The following is a 19,476-nucleotide window of genomic DNA, read 5'->3' on the forward strand; positions in this document are numbered from 1 at the left end:
TTATATAATTTTACAGCAGCAACAATTATATGTACGACAACAGCCAAACGAAAAATTTACAGTCCAAAACCAGTGATTGGTTATTGGCTGCCAGGGAAAAGAGCGACCCGGTTACCACGGGCAAGGTTGACAGCCTTAGGGAAATACTTCGCTTTCATGAATACCGGTACTATGTACAAAACGATCCGCTTATCAGCGATGAAGAGTATGATATTTTATACAAACTGCTGGAAAAATTTGAAAAGGTCCATCCCGAACTGGTCACTCAGGACTCTCCTACACAAAGAGTAGGCAAAGGATTGGTGAGCAGTTTTCCAAAAGTGCAGCACCTGGTGCCAATGCTATCTTTAGAAAATTCATACAATGCCGATGATTTGCTTGACTGGGACAGGAAGGCGAAAGAACTCTCAGGCCTTTCTGTAATTGAATATTGCGTAGAACCTAAGTTTGATGGCGCCAGTATTTCACTGATATACGACAATGACCAGCTGTATCGTTCTGCTACCCGGGGCGATGGTGTGGTCGGTGATGAAATTACCATCAATACGCGGCAAATAAAATCTCTGCCGCTCAGCGCCAAATTCAGCAATTATGGTATTGAGCAAATTGAGATACGGGGTGAAGTACTGATCAATAAAAATAATTTTAAAAAATTCAACGATAAATTAATTGAAGAAGGCATTCCGCCATTTGCCAATCCCCGCAACTCTGCCGCCGGGTCGCTGCGTATAAAAGATACCGCGGAAGTTGGGCGAAGAAACCTGGAAGCTTTTTTATACCATGTAAGCTATATAACTGCTACGGACACGCGCCAGCCAACTACTCACTCCGGCATGCTTGAAATGCTTTGGAACCTGGGATTCAGAAGTCCTAAAAAAGAAATGTTGGTGGTAAAGGGAATAGATAAGGTGATTCAGCACGTTGAAGATTTTGAAAACAAACGCGACACGTTGCCTTATGAAATTGATGGAATGGTGGTGAAAGTGAATGACCTGCAATTACAGGAGCGGCTGGGGATGACATCCCACCATCCCCGCTGGGCAATTGCTTTTAAGTTTAAGGCGCGGCAGGCAACCAGCAAGTTACTCGGCGTTAACTTCCAGGTGGGCCGGACCGGCGCTGTTACCCCTGTTGCAAGAATTGCCGCAGCAGCAGTTGGCGGTGTTACCGTAACAAGCATCTCTATCCATAATGAAGAATACATTAAGGAAAAGCAGTTGATGCTGGGTGATACTATCCTCATAGAACGCAGCGGCGATGTAATACCACAAATTGTAAAATCATTTACCGAATTGCGCAACGGTACAGAAGAAGCCATACAATTTCCAACAAGCTGCCCCGTTTGCAGTCACCAGTTATTTAAGCCGGAAGGTGAAGCCGTTTGGCGCTGCATCAATATCAATTGTCCCGCACAGGTGGTGGAAAGAATTATTCATTTTGTAAGTAAAGATGCAATGGATATTAAAAGTTTTGGAGAGGCCAATGTGCGCAAATTCTTTGAGCTTGGTTTATTAAAAGATGTTCCGGGTATATATGAACTGGATTACGAAGCCATTGGTCAATTACCAGGCTTTGGAAAAAAATCGCTCGACAATTTGCAGGCCGCCATCACGAGTTCAAAATCGCAGCCGCTGCACCGGTTAATATATGGTTTGGGTATCCGGTATGTTGGCGAAACCACGGCTAAAACACTGGCTAACCTGGTGAATGATTTAATGGAGTTTACAGAGTATAGCGAAGAACAATTGCAGCAGGCCGAAGACATCGGAGTTAAAGTAGCAGGAAGCATTTACCGATTTTTTCACGATGCGGAAAATCTGCACATGCTTCGAAAGCTGGAACAGTTGGGCATTTCACTAAAAAATCAAAAGAAACAGGTAATTGTAACCGATACGCCGCTGGCCGGACAAACCTTCTTGTTTACTGGTACGCTTACCAGGCTTAAAAGAAGCGACGCGGAAGAAAAGGTGGAAGAAAACGGCGGAAAATTAGTCAGTGGTGTCAGCAGCAAATTAAATTATTTGGTTGTGGGCGATGATGCTGGCAGCAAACTGGAAAAAGCAAAAAAAATTCAAACCATTAAAATAATTAGTGAAGAAGAATTTATAAAAATGCTGCCCCTGGAAAAATAATTTTTCATTTTTATAGCAGCTTGTTTTTGCACAACAATTCAGCAGTGTTTGTTTTTACAACCAGTAAAAAAAACTAAAAATTTGCTGTATGATAAAAAACTCCCCGGTGAAAAATGGAACGTTTTACAGTTTAACGGTTATAAGACATTGCGAAAAAAATATGCTGTTTCTTCTCATGGCCGTGCAGCAAGTTATAGCGCGGACATACATACTGATGGTCAACTGCTGAATGGTTCGCTCACTTCCGGCTACCACACGTTAAACCTTCACCTGCCCGCTGGCAGCGGCACTATCTATCTCCACAGGGAAATTGCCAGGCTGTTTTGTAAAAAGCCTTCTTACAAACACAGCTACGTCATTCATCTTAACCATAATAAAAAAGATAATCACTACACCAACCTGCAATGGGCAACAGCTGATGAAGTGGGAAGACATCAGCAAAACAACCCGCAAAAAATTGCTTGTAAAAAAAAACAGGCTGGCAAAACCGAAGGACTTAAACTAAACGTCTCAAAAGTAAAGCTGATAAAAGAAGCCATCAGCAACCCCAAAAGAAAATTAACTTATAAGATGATAGCCGCGAAATTTAACGTTAGTGAAATGACATTGTACAGAATTAAAAGCGGCGAAAACTGGGCAGGCGTAAAATAATTTTTATCTGAAAAAACATACTAAACACAACACCACCTTACTTATTTATTGCCCTACATTTGTGACAAAAAAATAACAATGCTGCAATCCGCAACCATCCGTTTTTTAAAAGACCTCCAGGATAATAACAACAAGCCCTGGTTTGATGCCCACCGGCAGGTATACGAAAATGCAAAATCCGATCTGCAGAAATTGGTTGGCCAATTAATTCCGGCAATCGCAAGTTTCGATGAACCTATTGGCAACCTGCAGGTGAAAGATTGTACGTTTCGCATCAACCGCGATGTTCGCTTTAGTAAAAACAAAAGCCCTTATAAAAATAATATGGCCGCTTACTTTAGCCGCGGTGGTAAAAAGGCGAGTGTGGCCGGATATTATTTTCATTGCGAGCCAGGCAAGAGTTATGCTGCCGGCGGATTTTACTCGCCCATGCCCGCGGAACTTGCTAAAATACGCCAGGAAATTGATTACAATTTTGATGAATGGAAAAAGATCCTTGACAACAAAACATTCAAAAAATATTTCCCCAATGGTGTGGATGGTATTGAATCGCTGCAAAGGCCTCCAAAGGGCTATGATGAAACAAACCCCGCCATTCACTACTTAAAGATGAAACACTTTATTGTAAGCAAGCCCTTTACAGATTCAGAACTGCAAAGTAAAACACTGGTGAAAGATGTGGCCAAAGTTTTTGAAACCATGAAATCAATGCTTGATTTCTTAAACCTTGCGGTTGAATAAATTAATTGTATCCACCACCGTATTTAAACTTGCCAATGCTGATTTTATCGCTTTATAACAGGGCAAGGCAACCCTTTGTTTTTATTGAATTTAAAAACTATCCCAATGGTATGCGACTGGTAAAAATCTTTTTTATCAGGATTTGCTACCTGGCTGAAACCATCCAAATAATCTGTAAAAGTATACCTGAAATTTGTTTCCGCAGTTAGGGATATATTGGACGTTAAAAAATATTCTACTCCAATACCCGCTGGCACAACTAAAATAGTACGTGGTGGTGTTCTGTTCATGTCCGCGGCAAGTCCAGTCGTTACCCGAGGTTCATTTACAAAAAACGATTTGTTTAAGTTACTGCTGCGGTCAATATTTAAGAAGCTTACTCCTACCCCGCCAAAAACATAAGGCGAAAAACGGTTGCCAATTTCATTGCCGTTATTACCAAACATATTCCATACCATCAGTTCAGAAATTTCTGTAACAGGTGAAGTAAAGCGCAGGTTGCGTTGCTGGCGGTATGCGGGGCTGCTGTACCTTGCATCGGAGCCCAGCAAACGCCCGGTAGCAATATTGGTACGTAAAATAAATGATGGATTTAAAATACGGGAAATGTAAAAACCCAGCGTTGGTTTCAGCGTTTTGTACGATCCAAAAGTTTCTGGCGTAAGATCACCCTGGTAAACAAATGTGCCTGCGTTAACACCTACCTGCCAGTTACTCAAATTTAGCTGGGCGTGACAAATGGAAATGCTTCCCATCAACGCTGCAATAGTAAAAAATCCTGCTTTGTTTGGTTTACTCATGGCGATAATTTTTTAGATTGAATAAAAAATTCCCATGCAGTTAGAAAAATCTGGTAGAATAAATGTGCAGGTAAAAACTAATCCATGAAAGAGGTAACAGCGCTTTTAAAAGTATTGATGCAGAGATAATAATGTGCTAAGCTATGGAATATTGCGGGCGAAAATCACAAAGAAATCATAAAGTAAAATAATTACAGTGGTATAATCAAGCATATAAATTCATAACATTTATTTCCTGGTATTGAATAATGGATAAACCAGGCTGCAAAGCAATCATAAACGTTTCGTCATTTTGGTACTGACCGTGTTCGGGATTTTTTTCTTTCGATAATAACAGTGTTTCGCCGATTACCTGGTGGATAGTAAAGAAGCTTGTTGTATAGACAATGGCTATTTTATGTAACGTCTGATTGGTAATGTCTGATTCAATCACTTCAAACTGCCAGCTATCAAAATGGATGCTTTGGCCTAAGGCATCTTGTAATGAAGGGATTTTACCTTTTAAATTTTCTACAAAACTACCTACAGCAAAACCCGATTTATAGTGTAATGAATTTGCACGACCATCTTTTTCTTTAAGTTGCGAGAAGCAGTTGATAGTGTTATCCAAATTATAAGCCTGTGATTTTAATTTATATTCTTCGTAAGAAAAATGCCAAACATTTTTTTCAAAATCCGTTGCTGCGCCGGCATCAATTGTTTGCCTGTATGCAAGTTTTATAAAAGCTTTTGTCATAATTATTCAATTTGGTTGTGTTATAAAAAGGAAAGGTGAAACTTCTCTTGTAAGGATATTTAAATTTAAACGGGGAATATTATAAGGCAACTCCGATAGTATGTGTTGCAGTATACCCTGCAGAAATGCTGCCGGCGAGTGACATTGTTTGATTGGCCAAATCTGTTGCGGAATTACCAAACACACTATCATTGGCGTTTCTTGTTGTATTTATTGTGCCGTTATAACCGGCTGTAACATGTATGGCATCTGAAATAGTTTCAGGCATTGTAAGTTGGCCGATTTTTAGCAGCGTACTACCATTGTATACTTCAAAATGAAAATGGGTAGCTCTTGACGCATACCAGCCCGGATAAATAGTAATAAACGCAAGCTGGCCATTTGCATCTGTTGTTTGGTATCCTCTTAACCAGGTTGAGCCAACGTAACTCTGCGTACCCAACACTCCCGGCTGGTTGCCGTAGCCTGAGTAATAACCTTTGGCGTTGCAGTGCCAGATATCAATACGGTAGCCGCTTAACAATGCACAACTGTTATTTGTATTGACCAATGTAAAAGTAATTTTAAGTGCAACACCCGTTTGTCCTCCAGTAATATCAGAGCGGTTAAGCGGATTGTTTATTTCTCCGCCAGGATAAGGATAAGGGCCATCTGTTTCTGTTGGTGCAACAACACATGAACCTGATGTACCAGCTGTTGCAGACGAACTGGTTGCATCTGTAATAACATCTGCCTTTTTACAAGCATCCATAACCAAAGCTGTACTGAATAAGCCCACAGCGTTTTTTAAAAAATTTTTACGTTGCATCGTTTAATTGATTTTGTTATGAAGTATTGAATGGAATGGCATTGAAAAAGCCTGGATAAGGCCGGTACAAGCCACTTTTTTACTGATGCAGGAAAATAAAAATGCGTTGGCCGAAAGGAATTCTATACCGGTTAAATAGACTGATGTGCCGGTAAAAGAACAGGAAATCTTAAAAATCGATTTGCAAAATAAGATGAAGAATTAAAGAACGGATACATCTAACAAAATAGTGGCCAGTGATAAAAATCACCGGCCTTGCTTACCTCTGAAACCACAAGAAAAATCTTTAGTCAATTATTTATAAGGATATATTTTTTGAATTCTTTTAAACAGCACACCAAGGTAAAATGCCTTTGTGGATGGGTTTTCATTAAGATAGGAGGAAATGGAAATGTGCAAGCAGATTGTAAAAATAATATATTTTCTGGATAAATATAATTTTTTTTATTTAGATATATTGATCGTTGCTATTTATTTATTTGTATGCGCATTTAACGCTCATTTGCCGACTGGACTGTATTTGAAGGTTATATCAGCAGACATATTTTATGTTATATTTTTATTTGAATGAGAGATAATACCTGCTGTGTTGTATTGCTGTTTATAAAAAACAAAAAAATCACCTGCTGGCTGTTATGGGGAAGTTAGATGTGCAGTAATTATTATAGTTAGTTTTGTACCAGCCCCATGGCACTAAACAATCTCGGAAATGCTCAGCAAAATCTTAAACTACTTTGAATTAATTCCATTCGACTTAAAATTATACAGTATGAATCCAGAAAAAAGCGGCATTGCGGAAAAAGCAGTTAAACATATTATGCAGCAAGACCTGTTTAGCCAATGGCTCGGTATCGAAGTATTAGAAGCCAGGGAAGGTTTTAGCAAAATAAAAATGGTAGTTCGCAAAGAGATGATCAATGGCCTTGGCATTGTACATGGCGGCATCGCCTTTTCCCTGGCCGATACTTGCTTTGCCCTGGCCTGCAACAGCCGCAATACATTATCGGTAGCGTTGGATACAGCTATTAATTTTATAAAACCTGTACATGTTGCCGATGTGCTGACAGCTGAAGCAACCGAAATTCACAATGGAAAAAATACCGGGCTTTACCAGGTAACTGTTACCAACCAGCAACAGCACACAGTTGCGCTTTTTAAAGGAACCTGCTTTCGTACCAATAAACAGTTAACTCAACTGTGAGTTTATAAAAAGTCGACGCACAATCATTAAGTACTTAACCCTCCGCAAAAAAACCGACCTTTGCAACAATAATGGAAAAGTCAAATTTTATAGATTATATCAGAATTTTTTGCCGCAGTGGCCATGGAGGGCCCGGTAGCAGGCATTTTATGCGTACCAAATACAACGCCATGGCTGGTCCGGATGGCGGCGATGGCGGCAGGGGCGCACATATTATTTTAAGGGGAAGCTCCCAATTGTGGACATTGCTTCACCTGCGCTATTACAAAAATGTGCTGGCAGAAGATGGAGAAAGTGGTAGCAAAAACAACAGTACCGGCCGTTTTGGTAAAGATATTATTATTGAAGTGCCATTAGGCACCATTGCCCGTGATGAAGCAACAGGCCAAAAAGAAGTAGAAATATTGGAAGATGGCCAGGAAGTGATTTGGGTAAAAGGAGGTCGTGGCGGATTGGGAAATGCCAATTTTAAAACTGCCACCAACCAGGCACCTGAATATGCGCAGCCGGGTGAAGAAGGAACTGAAGGGTGGAAATTGCTGGAGTTAAAAGTATTGGCTGATGTAGGCCTGGTGGGTTTTCCCAATGCTGGTAAATCAACGCTGTTATCTGTAATTACCGCCGCAAAACCAAAAATAGCTGACTATGCTTTTACCACGTTGGTACCGCAACTGGGCATGGTAGAATACCGCGATGGCAAAAGTTTTTGTATTGCCGATTTACCGGGCATCATTGAAGGTGCGGCAGAAGGAAAAGGCCTTGGGCACCGGTTTTTGCGTCATATAGAACGCAACTCTATCCTGTTGTTTTTAATACCGGCTGATTGTGCTGATCATAAAAAAGAATTTGAAATACTGGTTAACGAACTGGAACAATACAATCCGGAAATGCTGCAGAAAGATTTTGTAATTGCCATCAGCAAAAGTGATATGCTGGATGCAGAATTGAAAGCTGACATTGCAAAAGAACTTCCTCAAAAAATCCCGCATATTTTTATTTCATCCGTAACAGGCCAGGGATTGCCAGAATTAAAAGATCTGCTTTGGTCAGTCATGAATCAACAGGTACAAAAATAAAAGGCACTGAACAGCGTACTAAAATACCTGAAAGATTTTTACACCAAAGAATTCAACTGGTGGTATTTTTTTCTGATAGCATTAATGCTGGGATGCCTTATTTATCTTAACTACTGGCACAACCTGGAAAAAAAGTATGCTGCTGCACCTACCAGCCGGCTGGGCAGATTTACAGGCTACTACCTGCTGTATTTCATTCCTTTTGCATGCGCCTTTTTTTTACAACTGTTATTTTTTAAAGATTGCAGTTACTATAAAGATGCCTGGTTCTGGATCATTCTTTTTTTAGCTCCTGCGTTATTTTCCTTCCGGGTAAATTTTAACTGGCACCAGCAATGGCTTATAAACACCTGGTCAGGCCCTATCCGCTTATTTTACCTGCATTGCCTTAACTGGGTTGTACGCGTTTTTGTTTTACTGATACCGGTATTTTTTATATGGTTCATAAAGGATAAAAATATCCAACCTTTTTATGGTACCAAAGCGCTTGACAGCCTGCGCCCTTATCTGCTGATGTTACTGGTAATGATTCCTTTGCTGGTAGTGGCAGGTACACAAAAAGATTTTTTACAGGTTTATCCCAAGGCAAAACTGATTGATAAAATACCCATGCAAAACTGGATGGACAAGGGCCGGTATATTGTATTTGAATTGTGTTACGGTTTTGATTTTGTAAGCATAGAATTTTTCTTTCGCGGATTTTTAATACTTGCCCTGATGCGTATTTGTGGTATGCATTGTATCATTCCCGTGGCCTGCTTTTACTGCGCCATCCATTTAGGTAAACCCATGGGCGAAGCCATCAGCAGCTTTTTTGGTGGTAGTTTTTTAGGAATTGTGGTGTATAATACCGGAAGTATATGGGGCGGCTTAATCGTGCATTTAGGTATCGCCTGGATGATGGAAGCCGTTGGTTGGATTGGGGTCATTCTTGGTAAAGTGAAGCCGATATAACCCTGCATATTTAGCTGCATCTACAATTCATGGGCACAATGATTACAAACTTTTTGCGTTGATTTATTTTGGTTCAGTGTTTATACTTTGCCCGGGAAGCCAATGTAGAATTAAAAAATGCAGTATAAGAGTGCGACGCAACGATGTGCCACAGGGCTTTTCAGCCCGGTCAACAATTTTTTTTGTGTTTCGTCGCTAAATTTTGTTATTCTATCGTAAAAAGTATAGTCAATTTATTTTTTACAAATAATAACATTAATTTTAAAATCTTGCGATGAGAAAATTTATACCTCTTTTTTTACTTCCACTGGTTTGCATTGTTTTATGGGGTTGCCCGTACGATTCACCTTACGGTATTGATGCCGCTGCGCAGGAAAATATTGATGAAAGTTTATTAGGCAGCTGGGCTGCGTTTGTTGCGAAGCCTGCATATGATCAGCAGCATCTGGAAGACCCAGTAAAAATTATTTTTTCCAAAAACACCGACCAGGAATATAACATTGCCATCACCGGGTATATTGATGAATTAAAGCCTTATCATGTTATAACCAATGATACCATTAAGGGAACTGCATTTATTTCCATCGTTTCCAGCAGGCAGTTTTTAAACTGCTTTATAAAAGGCAGAATGTATTTAGCGGAGATAAAACGGCATGACGATAATTTGTCCATTCTTTGTCTTGCTGAAAAATTCACCGTACGCTATTTAAAAAACAGCAAAGACCTGCGGCGGGAAATTGAGTTTCACTCCAAATTTGACGCCTCACCTGCCTATGATGATTTTTTTGTTGCCAGAAATTTAAAAAAAGTAAACTGACACCAGCCACAGTTACCTATTTACCGCTCCATTAACAATTGCTATTTTCCACAACTACCGCAAATTATCGGCAATGATGTAATTTGCTTATTCATTTAACCATTGCTCATGCCAACCAGTAAAATTGCAGGAATAGGAATGTATGTTCCTCAAAACAAAGTAACCAACGAAGATCTGAAACAATTTATGGATACTTCGGATGAGTGGATCCAGGAACGCACCGGCATTAAAGAGCGCAGGTACGCCCACCGCACCAACGAAACCACCACTACCATGGCAGTAGAAGCTGCGACAATTGCGATTGACCGGGCGGGCATTACACCAACTGATATTGACTTTATTATTTTTGCCACTTTAAGCCCCGACTACTATTTTCCGGGTTGTGGTGTGCTTGTACAACGTGCCATGCAAATGAGAGAAATAGGCGCATTGGATATCCGCAACCAATGCAGCGGTTTCGTGTATGCGTTGTCGGTAGCAGACCAGTTTATTAAAACCGGCATGTACAAAAATATACTGGTAATCGGCAGTGAAAAACACTCATTTGGTTTGGATTTCAGCACCCGTGGCAGAAATGTATCCGTGATATTTGGTGATGGTGCAGGCGCTGTGGTGTTGCAGGCAACGGAAAAACCAGGTCAGGGAATTTTAAGTACGCACCTGCACAGCGATGGCCAGAGTGCAGAGCTGCTGGCCATGTACAACCCTGGCACGCATGCCAACCATTGGGTAACCAATGCTGTTGCCACTTACGATGATGCGCCTGCAGGTGAAATGTTTATGAGTAAAGAAATGATTGACAAAGCTGAAAATTTTCCGTTCATGGACGGACCGGCTGTGTTTAAAAAGGCCATTGTAAAATTTCCGGAAGTAATACAGGAAGCACTTGCAAAAAACAATTTAGCTGCCACCGATATTGATTTACTGATACCGCACCAGGCTAACCTGCGCATCAGCCAGTTTGTTCAGCAAAAGCTGGGGCTGAGGGATGACCAGGTGTTTAATAATATTCAGCAGTACGGTAATACAACGGCCGCTTCCATTCCTATAGCTTTATGCGAGGCCTGGGAAAAAGGAAAAGTAAACGACGGCGATCTTGTTTGCCTGGCTGCATTTGGTAGTGGCTTTACCTGGGCCAGTGCTTTGATGCGCTGGTAGACAATTATAATCTGAAATAATTTTTGACTAAACAATTTCAGGAAGTAAGAATTAAAAAGAAGCACCATTGTTAATAATATTGCATGATATTTCTATTACCTGCAACTGTTAGGCCTTTACGTTAATTTTAAGGTTTTACTAAAGTCAATTATTCATGCTGCGTAAAATTATATATTTTATCAACCCTATTTCTGGAACAAAAGACAAGGCGCCTGTTTTAAAAATAATTGAAGAAAGAACAAAGCAACAAAATATACCGTATGAAATTTTACATACCAACGCCCAGGGTAATTACCATTTTTTAAAAGAAAAAATTGAGCAGGAAGGCGTTACTGATATTGTTGTTTGCGGCGGAGATGGTACAGTTAGCCAGGTAGCTGCAACCTTAATGGAGGAGGATGTAAATATTGGCATCATCCCCATGGGATCGGGCAACGGCCTGGCATTGGCGGCAAAAATTCCAAAGGAAATCAATAAAGCCCTTGATGTAATTTTCACCGGTAGAGCCCGTTATATTGATTCCTTTTTTATTAATGATACTTTTAGCTGCATGCTTTGCGGACTTGGGTTTGATGCCCAGGTAGCACACGATTTTGCCCGGCAGTCATCCCGTGGATTAGGTACCTATATTAAAAAAACGCTTGAAAATTTCATTACGGCCAAACCTTATTCCTTTGAAATTGTAAATAAGGGAAAGTCATTTGCTGCCGAAGCTTTTTTTATTAGTATAGCCAACAGCAATCAATTTGGCAACCAGTTTACCATCGCACCAAAAGCCAGTTTAAATGACGGCCTGCTTGATATTGTGGTGGTAAAAAAAATGAGTAAACTACGTATGCTGCTGGCAATTGCAAGGCAGGTAACTGCGGGTAAAATAAACGAACACGATGATAAAACGTTTCATGAAAGAGACGTACTTTATTTTCAAACTCCACAGTTAATCATCCACAATCTTGATAAAGCACCGCTGCATGTAGACGGAGATCCGGCTTATACTGCCCAAAAACTGGTGATAAAAATAATACCTGATGCCTTTAAATTAATACAGCCTGCCGGCTAATTAACTAAGGTAAAATAACGTAACTTCAATTACAGATTATTAACAGCTTAAACCTAAAACCAATGCGTACAGTTGCAAACATATTAATGAGTAAGACGCCGGCATTTAATTTTGTAGATCCCGATGCAAAAGTGATTGAAGCTCTGCACATCATGAACTCAGTTAACCTTAGCTACCTGGTGGTATATAAGAATGATACCTTCTATGGAATTTTTTCTGAAAGGGATTATAGCCGCAATGTAATTTTAAAAGGGTTACACAGCGACAGTTGTGCTGTTAAGGAAGTGATGAGTGTTTCGCTTCCGGTAATTGACATGCAGGATACTGCCGAGCATTGCATGGAATTATTGAATACACATAAAACACGCTACCTGATTGTGTTTGAGCATAATCAATTTAAAGGCGTTGTAACCATCAATGACATTTTAAGAGAAGCGCTCAAAAGCAAGGAAATGGTGTTTGATGAATTAACACTTAACCAGGCAATGGAATGGCAGGATAAGATTTTTTAAAACCTGTTGTAATATTTTTGTTGAAGGAACCTGTTGTAACAAACAGGTTTTTTTATTTAAGCAATTGTATTAATGCTTTCAATACCTGCTGGTTATTGGCTGCATTAAAAGATGCCATTACATCTACCTTTTCAGCTGCGGTTAAATGAAAATTCAGTGCTGCTCCCTGGTCTTCAATTTTAGGCGTATATATAAATTCCAGCCGGTGCAAATTTGTTCTGGTTTGTTCAGGTATAAAACTATAGGCCTGGTTTTGAAAATAATCCTGTAGATTAAACCAGTTATGCTGTAGCATGGTGGCAGGCTTTACCAATAGATCTGTTATAGTACCTGTTTCCAGCGGATGTTGCCAGTTATCTTTTTCCCTGTCACGTATTTGTACTATTAAAACACCACTAGTGTTTTCAGCAAGCCAATCTTTAAAATTATCGATAAAACGCAACGTGGATTCCTGGCCAAAATTATCCCGCAGGCCTGCATCCATCACATCAATTACCGGGTTACAGGGCAACCATACATTTGGTAAAACATAGGGAAACGTAGCGTTCATCCGCATGGCAGTAAGTAGCCGTAAGTTCATAGGGTCCTGTAGCCGAAACAAGGCGGCAAAATCAATGGCATCCGGACTAACGCTGCTATCATTGTCAAAGGCTGCCGGTTTCATCATAAAACTAAGCGGCTGTGTGCCTATCATCATTTTGCGCCCATCTGCGGTAACCACGGAGTTGAATATCATCATCGGAATGTTGGCTGCTTTTTCATCGGCCGCGTAATCTTTTAATTGCCGGTTTAATATTTTACCCGAATTTTCATTGAGCTTTTCTTCAAAGGCATATCCCCTGTCTTTAATATAACTATAGGGACCTACCCTAAATTTTTGCGCCGGGGAAAAAATATCCCTGCTGATCATGGAAGAAAAAACAGGATTTAGTAAATCCTGTGCGATATTATCCCGGTAAACTTCCTGGTGAAGATTTAGATTTTGGCCCTGTAATTTTTGCCTGTATAACTCTCGGTAATATGCTGCAGACAGCATACCGCCGCTGGCGCCACTTATTAAAAAAGTGTGGCGCATTAGACTGCCGCCTGTAATGCTGTCGAGTTGCTGCAGGGTATTCATCACAAATGTGGTACTGCGCAAGCCCCCGCCACTAACGTTTAAAAACAGGATGGCCGGCTTAACCTCCTGTTGCTTTTTTTTCCAGTTATTCAATACCTGGATCATATTGTTTTTATCGGCTGTTATGTTGGCGGGCGAACAAATTTGCTGCAATGACTGACGGCTGTATTGCGGCCGTTGATCTTTATTGGTGTAATTTATACCGTAAGCCTTGTTGCGTGGATCGATGATTTCTTTCTCATATAAAATATTCAGTATGGCAACAAGGGCAATTACAAACAGCAGGCTCCAGCTTTGCAAAAAATAGGTCAATGCGCCTATCACGGCCACCATCAGGGCAAAGAATACAACGATGCTTGCAGCAGCAGGTGGCTGAAAAAATTTTACATCTAAAAAAAAACCGCATACAATCAGAAAAATAAAAGCGAGAATGATGCCCATCATCGCTGCAAAGTGATGGCGCTTAAAAATAGTGTCTAAAAAGTCCTGGTTGTAATGCGTTACAGGCCTGGCTTTGCGAAATTTAAACCGCCCGCTAAGGAAATAACTCACCTTCATGCCAAAACCATCCGTGTGTGGTTTTTTCGACGGATCAAAATTGCTTCTGAAAAATTCAGGATTGGCTACTACCGGGGTAATAGTGCGTAAAATAGTTCTGTCAACTCCAAAAAAGAATGCAAAAGAAAAAGCCACCAGGGCTATAAACCCTCCTAAAAACCCAAGTACAAGGGCAACCTCTTCACCCGTACTTAGCAACTCTTTATAAGTATTAAACTGTATAGATTTCACCAGGTAAAAAGCAAGGAAAAATAAAGGCAACAGGCCATTGTTTATACAATATTTCAAAAAAGGCGTGGATGCAGTAGCCAAAAACTTGAACCGCCGGGTATGCAAAATAAAAGTGGTAATATTCCAGCTCATAAAAAATACACCCATTGCAATACCCACCGCCGCAGAGCTAAGTGCATTTACTTTACCAAGGTATTCGGGAACGAAAAACAAAGCATCTGCCCCAAAATTTTTCATAAAGCCACTGTTGATAGTGCTGGCCATCAGGAACCAAAATATCAACAATACCTGGTACTTTCTAAAATGCAGGATCAGTAACTGTATAGGGAAAGAATAAAAGATATTCCTCAGCAAAAGCTTCATGTATATGGACTTTTTTTAAATGTACTACTTATTAAACACAAGTACATAACATCCGCAACGCCGAATTATTTTGCCAGAATATTTTATTTTCTTTTTAACACAAACAGAATGGATACCACACATATCAGCAGCGACATGGCTACAAACTGGTGCGACACGCCAAGCAATACCAGGCGGCTGGGATAAGTGGCATTTAAAACGGTGCAAATTCCCAGTACAACCTGAAGTATCACAAGCATCAATACCCACGATCGTAATTTGGTAAATAGCAGATGGTTTTTTACCTCCGAAGCAGCAAAATACCAATACGTAATCAGGGCAAAAAGCAGATAAGCCAGGCCCCTGTGAATAAAATGAATGGTAATTTTATTATCCAGCAAATTTTTTGAAAAAGGAGATAATTCATTTAAACCAGCAGGAATGATTTGGCCATTGATATCCGGCCAGGTGGGTGCAGTAACTGCAGCTCTTAAGCCCGCCATAAATGCACCATAAATTAACTGGAAAAACAATACGGTTACAATTGCCAGCATTATACCCTGTAGCCTGGCATTGATCACCTTTTTTGCCGGAGCTTCCAGCAATCCCAGTGCGAACCATAAAGTATAACACAACAAGCCTAACGCTGCTATAAAATGCGTAGCCAGCTCTATATGCCCCACAAAATATTTTTCCGGTACCAGCCCGCTTTTTACCATAAACCAGCCGATAGCACCTTGCACAGCGCCCAATAAAAATAAAATCACCATGGGCAAAATCATTTTTTTATTGAATTTTTTGGTAGCCAGGAAATAGATAAAGCCAATCAAAAAAACCATCCCCATCGTTCTTGCCCACAGGCGGTGAAACCATTCCCAAAAAAATATGCCTTTAAAATCGCTGAGCGAAAAATTCTGATGCACGTATTTAAACTGGTCGGTTACTTTATAGCGATCAAATTCGGCCTGCCAGGCTGCATCACTTAACGGCGGCAATGCACCAGTGATGGGTTTCCATTCCGTAATGGAAAGCCCGGATTCTGTTAAGCGGGTGATACCGCCAATCAGTACCTGTATCACAATCATTGCCACCCCTGTTAATAGCCAAAAAGCTACCTGTTTATTATTCCGTTGTTCTAAAGTTGAATCCATAGCGGTGCAAATTTAGCGTAGCAATGACTGTATTTGCACATTGAATTAGTTTTTGCGTTTTTTGACAGATATTTGTTCCACATGTTGCTTTCTTATTATCAAAAAGATTTAATTGAAGCCGGGCTGGACGAAGCCGGAAGAGGTTGTTATGCAGGGCCGGTGTTTGCCGCTGCCGTTATTTTACCGTTGGATTTTTGCCACCCCCTGTTGAATGACAGCAAACAATTAAAAGAAGAAGAACGCAATCTCCTCCGCCCCATTATTGAAAAAGAAAGCATTGCCTTTGCTGTGGCTTCAGTTGATAATGATGAAATAGATACCATCAATATTTTGCAGGCGTCTTTTAAAGCCATGCATCTTTCGCTTGATAAATTAAACGCTGTGCCACAATTGTTGTTGGTAGACGGTAACCGCTTTAAAGCCTATCAAAATCTTCCTCACCAATGTATTGTTAAGGGTGACGGGCTGTATGCTTCAATAGCTGCGGCAAGCGTTTTGGCTAAAACTTACCGGGATGAGTACATGCAGCAACTGCATCACCAATACCCCCACTACGGCTGGCATGATAACAAGGGATACGGCACTCCTTTTCACAGGGAAGCCATTGCCAGTCATGGCCTCTGTTGCTATCATCGCAAAAGTTTTGACATTTCCCCCATCCCCTTCGCTGAACAATAATTTTCTTTTTATTTCGTCTAATTAAACTTTGTTTAGCAGCGTCAGTCTGTATATAAGCGCCAGTTAAGCTGCTTTATTGATAACCAAAACAAATGCATCAGCAATTACAACGCATAATTTGCAAGTGTACACCAGCGGTCATTTCAAGGTTTTCTTTCAGAAAAAAGATTTTTAGCCCTATATATTTCTTAAACAAAAAAATCACTCAATCAAAAACCAATTATTATGACTATCAAAATTGCAATTACAACAATCGTACTGGCACTTGGTATTACCAGTGCAAACGCACAAACTCACACGGTAGCACACCGTCAGCACCAACGCATACGCCAGGGCGTTAAAAGCGGCGAGTTAACAAAAACAGAAGCCACTAACCTGCGCAACGACCAAAAAGAAATTCGCCAGGAAAAGCAGGAAGCAAAGGCTGACGGCGTGGTTACCAAAGCTGAAGTAAAAGATATCCGGAAAGATCAAAAGCGGGAAAGCCGCAAAATTTTCCGTAAAAAACACAACGAAAGAGAAAGAAATTAAATCATTATAAGCGGGGATTAATCAGCAGGTACTGGCTTTGGCCGGTACCTTTTTTTATCATTACTGGTTGGGGGTTTAGAAGTTCCGACAACTAAGCAGTCCATTCTCCGGCACCCTGTCTTGTAATTACCCAATTATCGGTTACACAATCAACAATGGTAGAAGGGATCATACCACCAGGTCCGCCATCAATCACAATATCGACCAAATGGCCAAATTTTTCATGAATGATTTCCGGGTCTGTGTACTCCTCCACCATTTCGCCAGGCAGCGAGGTGCTTAAAATCGGGTGATCCAGCACATCCAGTATGTCGCGGCATATAACGTTATCGGGTATACGCAAACCTATGGTACTTTTTTTCGTTTGTAAAATTTTAGGCACCTGTTTGCTGGCCGGTAAAATAAAAGTATACGGGCCGGGCAAATAATTCTTCAGCATTCTGTAAAGCGGCGTACCAATACTTTTGGTATAATCGCTTAAGTGGCTAAGATCCCGGCAAATAAAGCTCATTTGCACTTTGGCAGGATCAATATTTTTAATGACACATATCCTATCGATTGCTTTGTGTTGAAAAATATCACACCCCAAACCATAAATGGTATCGGTTGGATAAATAATTACGCCGCCGTCCTTCAGGCATTCTGTTACCTGTTTGATGAGCCTTGGCTGGGGATTCTGCGGATGTATCTGGATTAGCATAATGACTGTTTTATACAATTTAGCAAAGAGATTTGGCTATAGTAAATATTTATTGATAGTCTTCGCTGCAATAAGGCGGCAAAGTTACTTTAAGCCGTCAATACCTTCACAGTTATGTTGCATGCTACAAATATACCAACCAATAAAAATATCCGTTACCAACTGAACAAATGCTGCCGGCTGCCTTGAAGCAAAAACCATTACTTTTGCAGCTTATTATTCATTTTTAAGCAACCAAAATTAAACCCGGATATGTCGTTAATTTCAGTAGGTACCATGGCTTTTGATGCCATTGAAACTCCCTTTGGAAAAGTAGATAAAATTGTAGGTGGTTCAGGCACTTACGTAGCGTATGCTGCAAGTAATTTTGTCACTCCTGTTCAACAAATTTCTATAGTGGGATATGATTTTCCGGCCGAAGAAATGGACCTGTTAAAAACACGCGGAGTACAAATGGAAGGAGTGGAAATTGTTCCTGATAAAAAATCATTTTTCTGGAGTGGTAAATACCATACCGATATGAATACCAGGGACACGCTCATTACTGACTTAAATGTGCTGGCAGATTTTAACCCGGTGGTACCCGAAAGTTACCAGGGTGCCGATTTTTTAATGCTGGGCAATTTGTCTCCGGATATCCAGTTAAGTGTAATTGAACAGTTAAAAGAAAGACCCAAATTGATTGTAATGGATACCATGAATTTTTGGATGGAAATTGCATTGGACGGTCTAAAGAAAGTATTAAAAAGAGTAGACGTACTGATGGTAAATGATGGTGAAGCCCGGCAGCTGAGCGGCGAAGTTTCGCTTGTGAAAGCCGCCAAAATAATCATGGAAATGGGGCCTGCTTTTTTAGTTATTAAAAAGGGAGAACATGGCGCATTATTGTTTCATAAAAACCATATTTTTTCGGCCCCGGGTTTACCGTTGGAAGAAGTATTTGACCCGACCGGTGCAGGAGATACATTTGCCGGTGGTTTTATCGGCCATTTGGCCAAAACAAAAGACATTAGTTTTTCCAATATGAAAACTGCGGTAATAGTGGGAAGTGCGATGGCCAGTTTTTGTGTTGAAAAATTTGGTCCCAACAGGATGAAAGAAATTAACAAAGCAGATATTGACGCAAGGCTGGATGAATTTGTACAGCTGGTAAATTTTGAAATTGACGTAGTGGCATAAGCCGTTAAAATTTATTATAAAAGCCGGTATTCGTAATGCCGGCTTTTTAATTTTTGATACATTTACAGGCAAGCAATCACCGGCCCTAAATTTATTACCCATGCGCAGGAAAATATTTGGAATTTTTTTATTGTTGTTATTTTTTACGGGAGCAAATGCACAGCCCAACACAGCCCGCCCCAAACTAAAAGGATGGCATTTACTCAATTACCAGCAGGATGGTTATGTTGGCACAGGTGTTAAAGAAGCCTATGAATTACTGGCAGGTAAAAAAAGCACGCAGGTGATTATCGCAGTGATAGACAGTGGTATCGATACCCTGCATGAAGACCTGAAGAGT

Annotated in this window: 19 protein-coding genes and 1 pseudogene; 14 read left to right on the forward strand and 6 right to left on the reverse strand. The window is 40.4% G+C overall.

All coding sequences use genetic code 11. The annotated features are described in order from the left end of the window. Nucleotides 1-29: 29 nt before the first annotated feature. The 3 genes from ligA (at nt 30) to JWR61_RS21360 (ending at nt 3,524) form a co-directional block, all read left to right on the forward strand. A complete protein-coding gene (gene ligA / locus JWR61_RS21350; RefSeq protein WP_301929730.1) occupies nt 30-2,132 on the forward strand; it encodes an NAD-dependent DNA ligase LigA in 2,103 nt (700 codons plus the stop codon). 81 nt (nt 2,133-2,213) lie between these two features. Further along, nucleotides 2,214-2,783, forward strand: a complete 570-nt coding sequence (locus JWR61_RS21355; RefSeq protein ID WP_301929731.1) for a hypothetical protein — start codon at nt 2,214-2,216, stop codon at nt 2,781-2,783. A gap of 78 nt (nt 2,784-2,861) precedes the next feature. Further along, nucleotides 2,862-3,524, forward strand: a complete 663-nt coding sequence (locus JWR61_RS21360; protein WP_301929732.1) for a DUF2461 domain-containing protein — start codon at nt 2,862-2,864, stop codon at nt 3,522-3,524. Between the two features lie 44 nt (nt 3,525-3,568). On the opposite strand, the gene JWR61_RS21365 is transcribed toward JWR61_RS21360, so the two are convergent. From JWR61_RS21365 to JWR61_RS21375, 3 genes are all read right to left on the reverse strand, one after another. After that, complete coding sequence (locus tag JWR61_RS21365) at nt 3,569-4,324, reverse strand: DUF6089 family protein (protein WP_301929733.1); 756 nt, start codon at nt 4,322-4,324, stop codon at nt 3,569-3,571. Nucleotides 4,325-4,529: 205 nt separating this feature from the next. Continuing rightward, entirely contained in the window at nt 4,530-5,060 is a 531-nt protein-coding gene (locus tag JWR61_RS21370; RefSeq protein ID WP_301929734.1) for a hypothetical protein, read from the reverse strand. A 79-nt stretch (nt 5,061-5,139) separates the two neighbouring features. Beyond that, the gene (locus tag JWR61_RS21375) at nt 5,140-5,868 is read right to left on the reverse strand and encodes an intradiol ring-cleavage dioxygenase (RefSeq protein WP_301929735.1); all 729 of its coding nucleotides are present in this window, start codon (nt 5,866-5,868) and stop codon (nt 5,140-5,142) included. A gap of 769 nt (nt 5,869-6,637) precedes the next feature. Between JWR61_RS21375 and paaI the strand changes: the two genes are divergently transcribed. The 7 genes from paaI to JWR61_RS21410 all read left to right on the forward strand — a co-directional run bounded on the left by paaI (nt 6,638) and on the right by JWR61_RS21410 (nt 12,646). Then, nucleotides 6,638-7,069: a hydroxyphenylacetyl-CoA thioesterase PaaI gene (gene paaI, locus JWR61_RS21380; protein WP_301929736.1), complete on the forward strand. Its 432-nt coding sequence runs from the start codon at nt 6,638-6,640 to the stop codon at nt 7,067-7,069. Nucleotides 7,070-7,140: 71 nt separating this feature from the next. After that, the gene (gene obgE, locus JWR61_RS21385; RefSeq protein ID WP_290340803.1) at nt 7,141-8,145 is read left to right on the forward strand and encodes a GTPase ObgE; all 1,005 of its coding nucleotides are present in this window, start codon (nt 7,141-7,143) and stop codon (nt 8,143-8,145) included. Between the two features lie 84 nt (nt 8,146-8,229). After that, entirely contained in the window at nt 8,230-9,099 is an 870-nt protein-coding gene (locus JWR61_RS21390) for a CPBP family intramembrane glutamic endopeptidase (protein WP_301929737.1), read from the forward strand. A 274-nt stretch (nt 9,100-9,373) separates the two neighbouring features. After that, complete coding sequence (locus tag JWR61_RS21395) at nt 9,374-9,916, forward strand: hypothetical protein (protein WP_301929738.1); 543 nt, start codon at nt 9,374-9,376, stop codon at nt 9,914-9,916. A gap of 108 nt (nt 9,917-10,024) precedes the next feature. After that, nucleotides 10,025-11,074 (forward strand): 3-oxoacyl-ACP synthase III family protein, encoded by a 1,050-nt coding sequence (locus JWR61_RS21400; RefSeq protein ID WP_301929739.1) that lies wholly within the window; start codon nt 10,025-10,027, stop codon nt 11,072-11,074. Nucleotides 11,075-11,228: 154 nt separating this feature from the next. Beyond that, nucleotides 11,229-12,134 (forward strand): diacylglycerol kinase family protein, encoded by a 906-nt coding sequence (locus tag JWR61_RS21405; protein WP_301929740.1) that lies wholly within the window; start codon nt 11,229-11,231, stop codon nt 12,132-12,134. A 62-nt stretch (nt 12,135-12,196) separates the two neighbouring features. Further along, on the forward strand, nt 12,197-12,646 hold the full coding sequence (locus JWR61_RS21410; RefSeq protein WP_301929741.1) for a CBS domain-containing protein: 450 nt from the start codon (nt 12,197-12,199) through the stop codon (nt 12,644-12,646). A 52-nt stretch (nt 12,647-12,698) separates the two neighbouring features. Here JWR61_RS21410 and JWR61_RS21415 read toward each other — a convergent pair whose 3' ends face one another. Both JWR61_RS21415 and JWR61_RS21420 read right to left on the reverse strand, forming a co-directional pair. Then, nucleotides 12,699-14,918: a hypothetical protein gene (locus JWR61_RS21415; protein WP_301929742.1), complete on the reverse strand. Its 2,220-nt coding sequence runs from the start codon at nt 14,916-14,918 to the stop codon at nt 12,699-12,701. Nucleotides 14,919-15,001: 83 nt separating this feature from the next. Beyond that, nucleotides 15,002-16,048 carry a COX15/CtaA family protein gene (locus tag JWR61_RS21420; RefSeq protein WP_301929743.1) on the reverse strand — a complete coding sequence of 349 codons (1,047 nt, stop codon included), beginning with the start codon at nt 16,046-16,048 and terminating at the stop codon, nt 15,002-15,004. 81 nt (nt 16,049-16,129) lie between these two features. Here JWR61_RS21420 and JWR61_RS21425 point away from each other — a divergent pair, with 81 nt between their 5' ends. Beyond that, nucleotides 16,130-16,726: a ribonuclease HII gene (locus JWR61_RS21425; protein ID WP_301929744.1), complete on the forward strand. Its 597-nt coding sequence runs from the start codon at nt 16,130-16,132 to the stop codon at nt 16,724-16,726. A gap of 225 nt (nt 16,727-16,951) precedes the next feature. Continuing rightward, on the forward strand, nt 16,952-17,257 hold the full coding sequence (locus tag JWR61_RS21430) for a hypothetical protein (protein WP_301929745.1): 306 nt from the start codon (nt 16,952-16,954) through the stop codon (nt 17,255-17,257). A 91-nt stretch (nt 17,258-17,348) separates the two neighbouring features. Here the strand turns inward: JWR61_RS21430 and JWR61_RS21435 are convergent, their stop codons facing one another. Continuing rightward, nucleotides 17,349-17,957, reverse strand: coding sequence for an L-threonylcarbamoyladenylate synthase (locus JWR61_RS21435; protein WP_301929746.1), 609 nt, complete (start codon nt 17,955-17,957; stop codon nt 17,349-17,351). A 252-nt stretch (nt 17,958-18,209) separates the two neighbouring features. On the opposite strand from JWR61_RS21435, the gene JWR61_RS21440 reads away from it, so the two are divergent. Together JWR61_RS21440 and JWR61_RS21445 are read left to right on the forward strand one after the other, a co-directional pair. After that, on the forward strand, nt 18,210-19,136 hold the full coding sequence (locus tag JWR61_RS21440; protein WP_301929747.1) for a PfkB family carbohydrate kinase: 927 nt from the start codon (nt 18,210-18,212) through the stop codon (nt 19,134-19,136). A gap of 100 nt (nt 19,137-19,236) precedes the next feature. Further along, a pseudogene (locus JWR61_RS21445) lies at nt 19,237-19,476 on the forward strand (peptidase S8 and S53 subtilisin kexin sedolisin); the annotation flags it as partial.

Origin of the sequence: Ferruginibacter sp., from assembly GCF_028288465.1 — a bacterium.
Taxonomy (GTDB): Bacteria; Bacteroidota; Bacteroidia; order Chitinophagales; family Chitinophagaceae; genus Ferruginibacter.

Bases quoted from the DNA above. Each gene is read 5' to 3' on its own strand.
- ligA (WP_301929730.1), top strand. From the start codon at position 30: ATGTACGACAACAGCCAAACGAAAAATTTACAGTCCAAAACCAGTGAT.
- JWR61_RS21360 (WP_301929732.1), top strand. From the start codon at position 2,862: ATGCTGCAATCCGCAACCATCCGTTTTTTAAAAGACCTCCAGGATAAT.
- JWR61_RS21365 (WP_301929733.1), bottom strand. From the start codon at position 4,324: ATGAGTAAACCAAACAAAGCAGGATTTTTTACTATTGCAGCGTTGATG.
- JWR61_RS21370 (WP_301929734.1), bottom strand. From the start codon at position 5,060: ATGACAAAAGCTTTTATAAAACTTGCATACAGGCAAACAATTGATGCC.
- JWR61_RS21375 (WP_301929735.1), bottom strand. From the start codon at position 5,868: ATGCAACGTAAAAATTTTTTAAAAAACGCTGTGGGCTTATTCAGTACA.
- paaI (WP_301929736.1), top strand. From the start codon at position 6,638: ATGAATCCAGAAAAAAGCGGCATTGCGGAAAAAGCAGTTAAACATATT.
- obgE (WP_290340803.1), top strand. From the start codon at position 7,141: ATGGAAAAGTCAAATTTTATAGATTATATCAGAATTTTTTGCCGCAGT.
- JWR61_RS21390 (WP_301929737.1), top strand. From the start codon at position 8,230: ATGCTGGGATGCCTTATTTATCTTAACTACTGGCACAACCTGGAAAAA.
- JWR61_RS21395 (WP_301929738.1), top strand. From the start codon at position 9,374: ATGAGAAAATTTATACCTCTTTTTTTACTTCCACTGGTTTGCATTGTT.
- JWR61_RS21400 (WP_301929739.1), top strand. From the start codon at position 10,025: ATGCCAACCAGTAAAATTGCAGGAATAGGAATGTATGTTCCTCAAAAC.
- JWR61_RS21405 (WP_301929740.1), top strand. From the start codon at position 11,229: ATGCTGCGTAAAATTATATATTTTATCAACCCTATTTCTGGAACAAAA.
- JWR61_RS21410 (WP_301929741.1), top strand. From the start codon at position 12,197: ATGCGTACAGTTGCAAACATATTAATGAGTAAGACGCCGGCATTTAAT.
- JWR61_RS21415 (WP_301929742.1), bottom strand. From the start codon at position 14,918: ATGAAGCTTTTGCTGAGGAATATCTTTTATTCTTTCCCTATACAGTTA.
- JWR61_RS21420 (WP_301929743.1), bottom strand. From the start codon at position 16,048: ATGGATTCAACTTTAGAACAACGGAATAATAAACAGGTAGCTTTTTGG.
- JWR61_RS21425 (WP_301929744.1), top strand. From the start codon at position 16,130: ATGTTGCTTTCTTATTATCAAAAAGATTTAATTGAAGCCGGGCTGGAC.
- JWR61_RS21430 (WP_301929745.1), top strand. From the start codon at position 16,952: ATGACTATCAAAATTGCAATTACAACAATCGTACTGGCACTTGGTATT.
- JWR61_RS21435 (WP_301929746.1), bottom strand. From the start codon at position 17,957: ATGCTAATCCAGATACATCCGCAGAATCCCCAGCCAAGGCTCATCAAA.
- JWR61_RS21440 (WP_301929747.1), top strand. From the start codon at position 18,210: ATGTCGTTAATTTCAGTAGGTACCATGGCTTTTGATGCCATTGAAACT.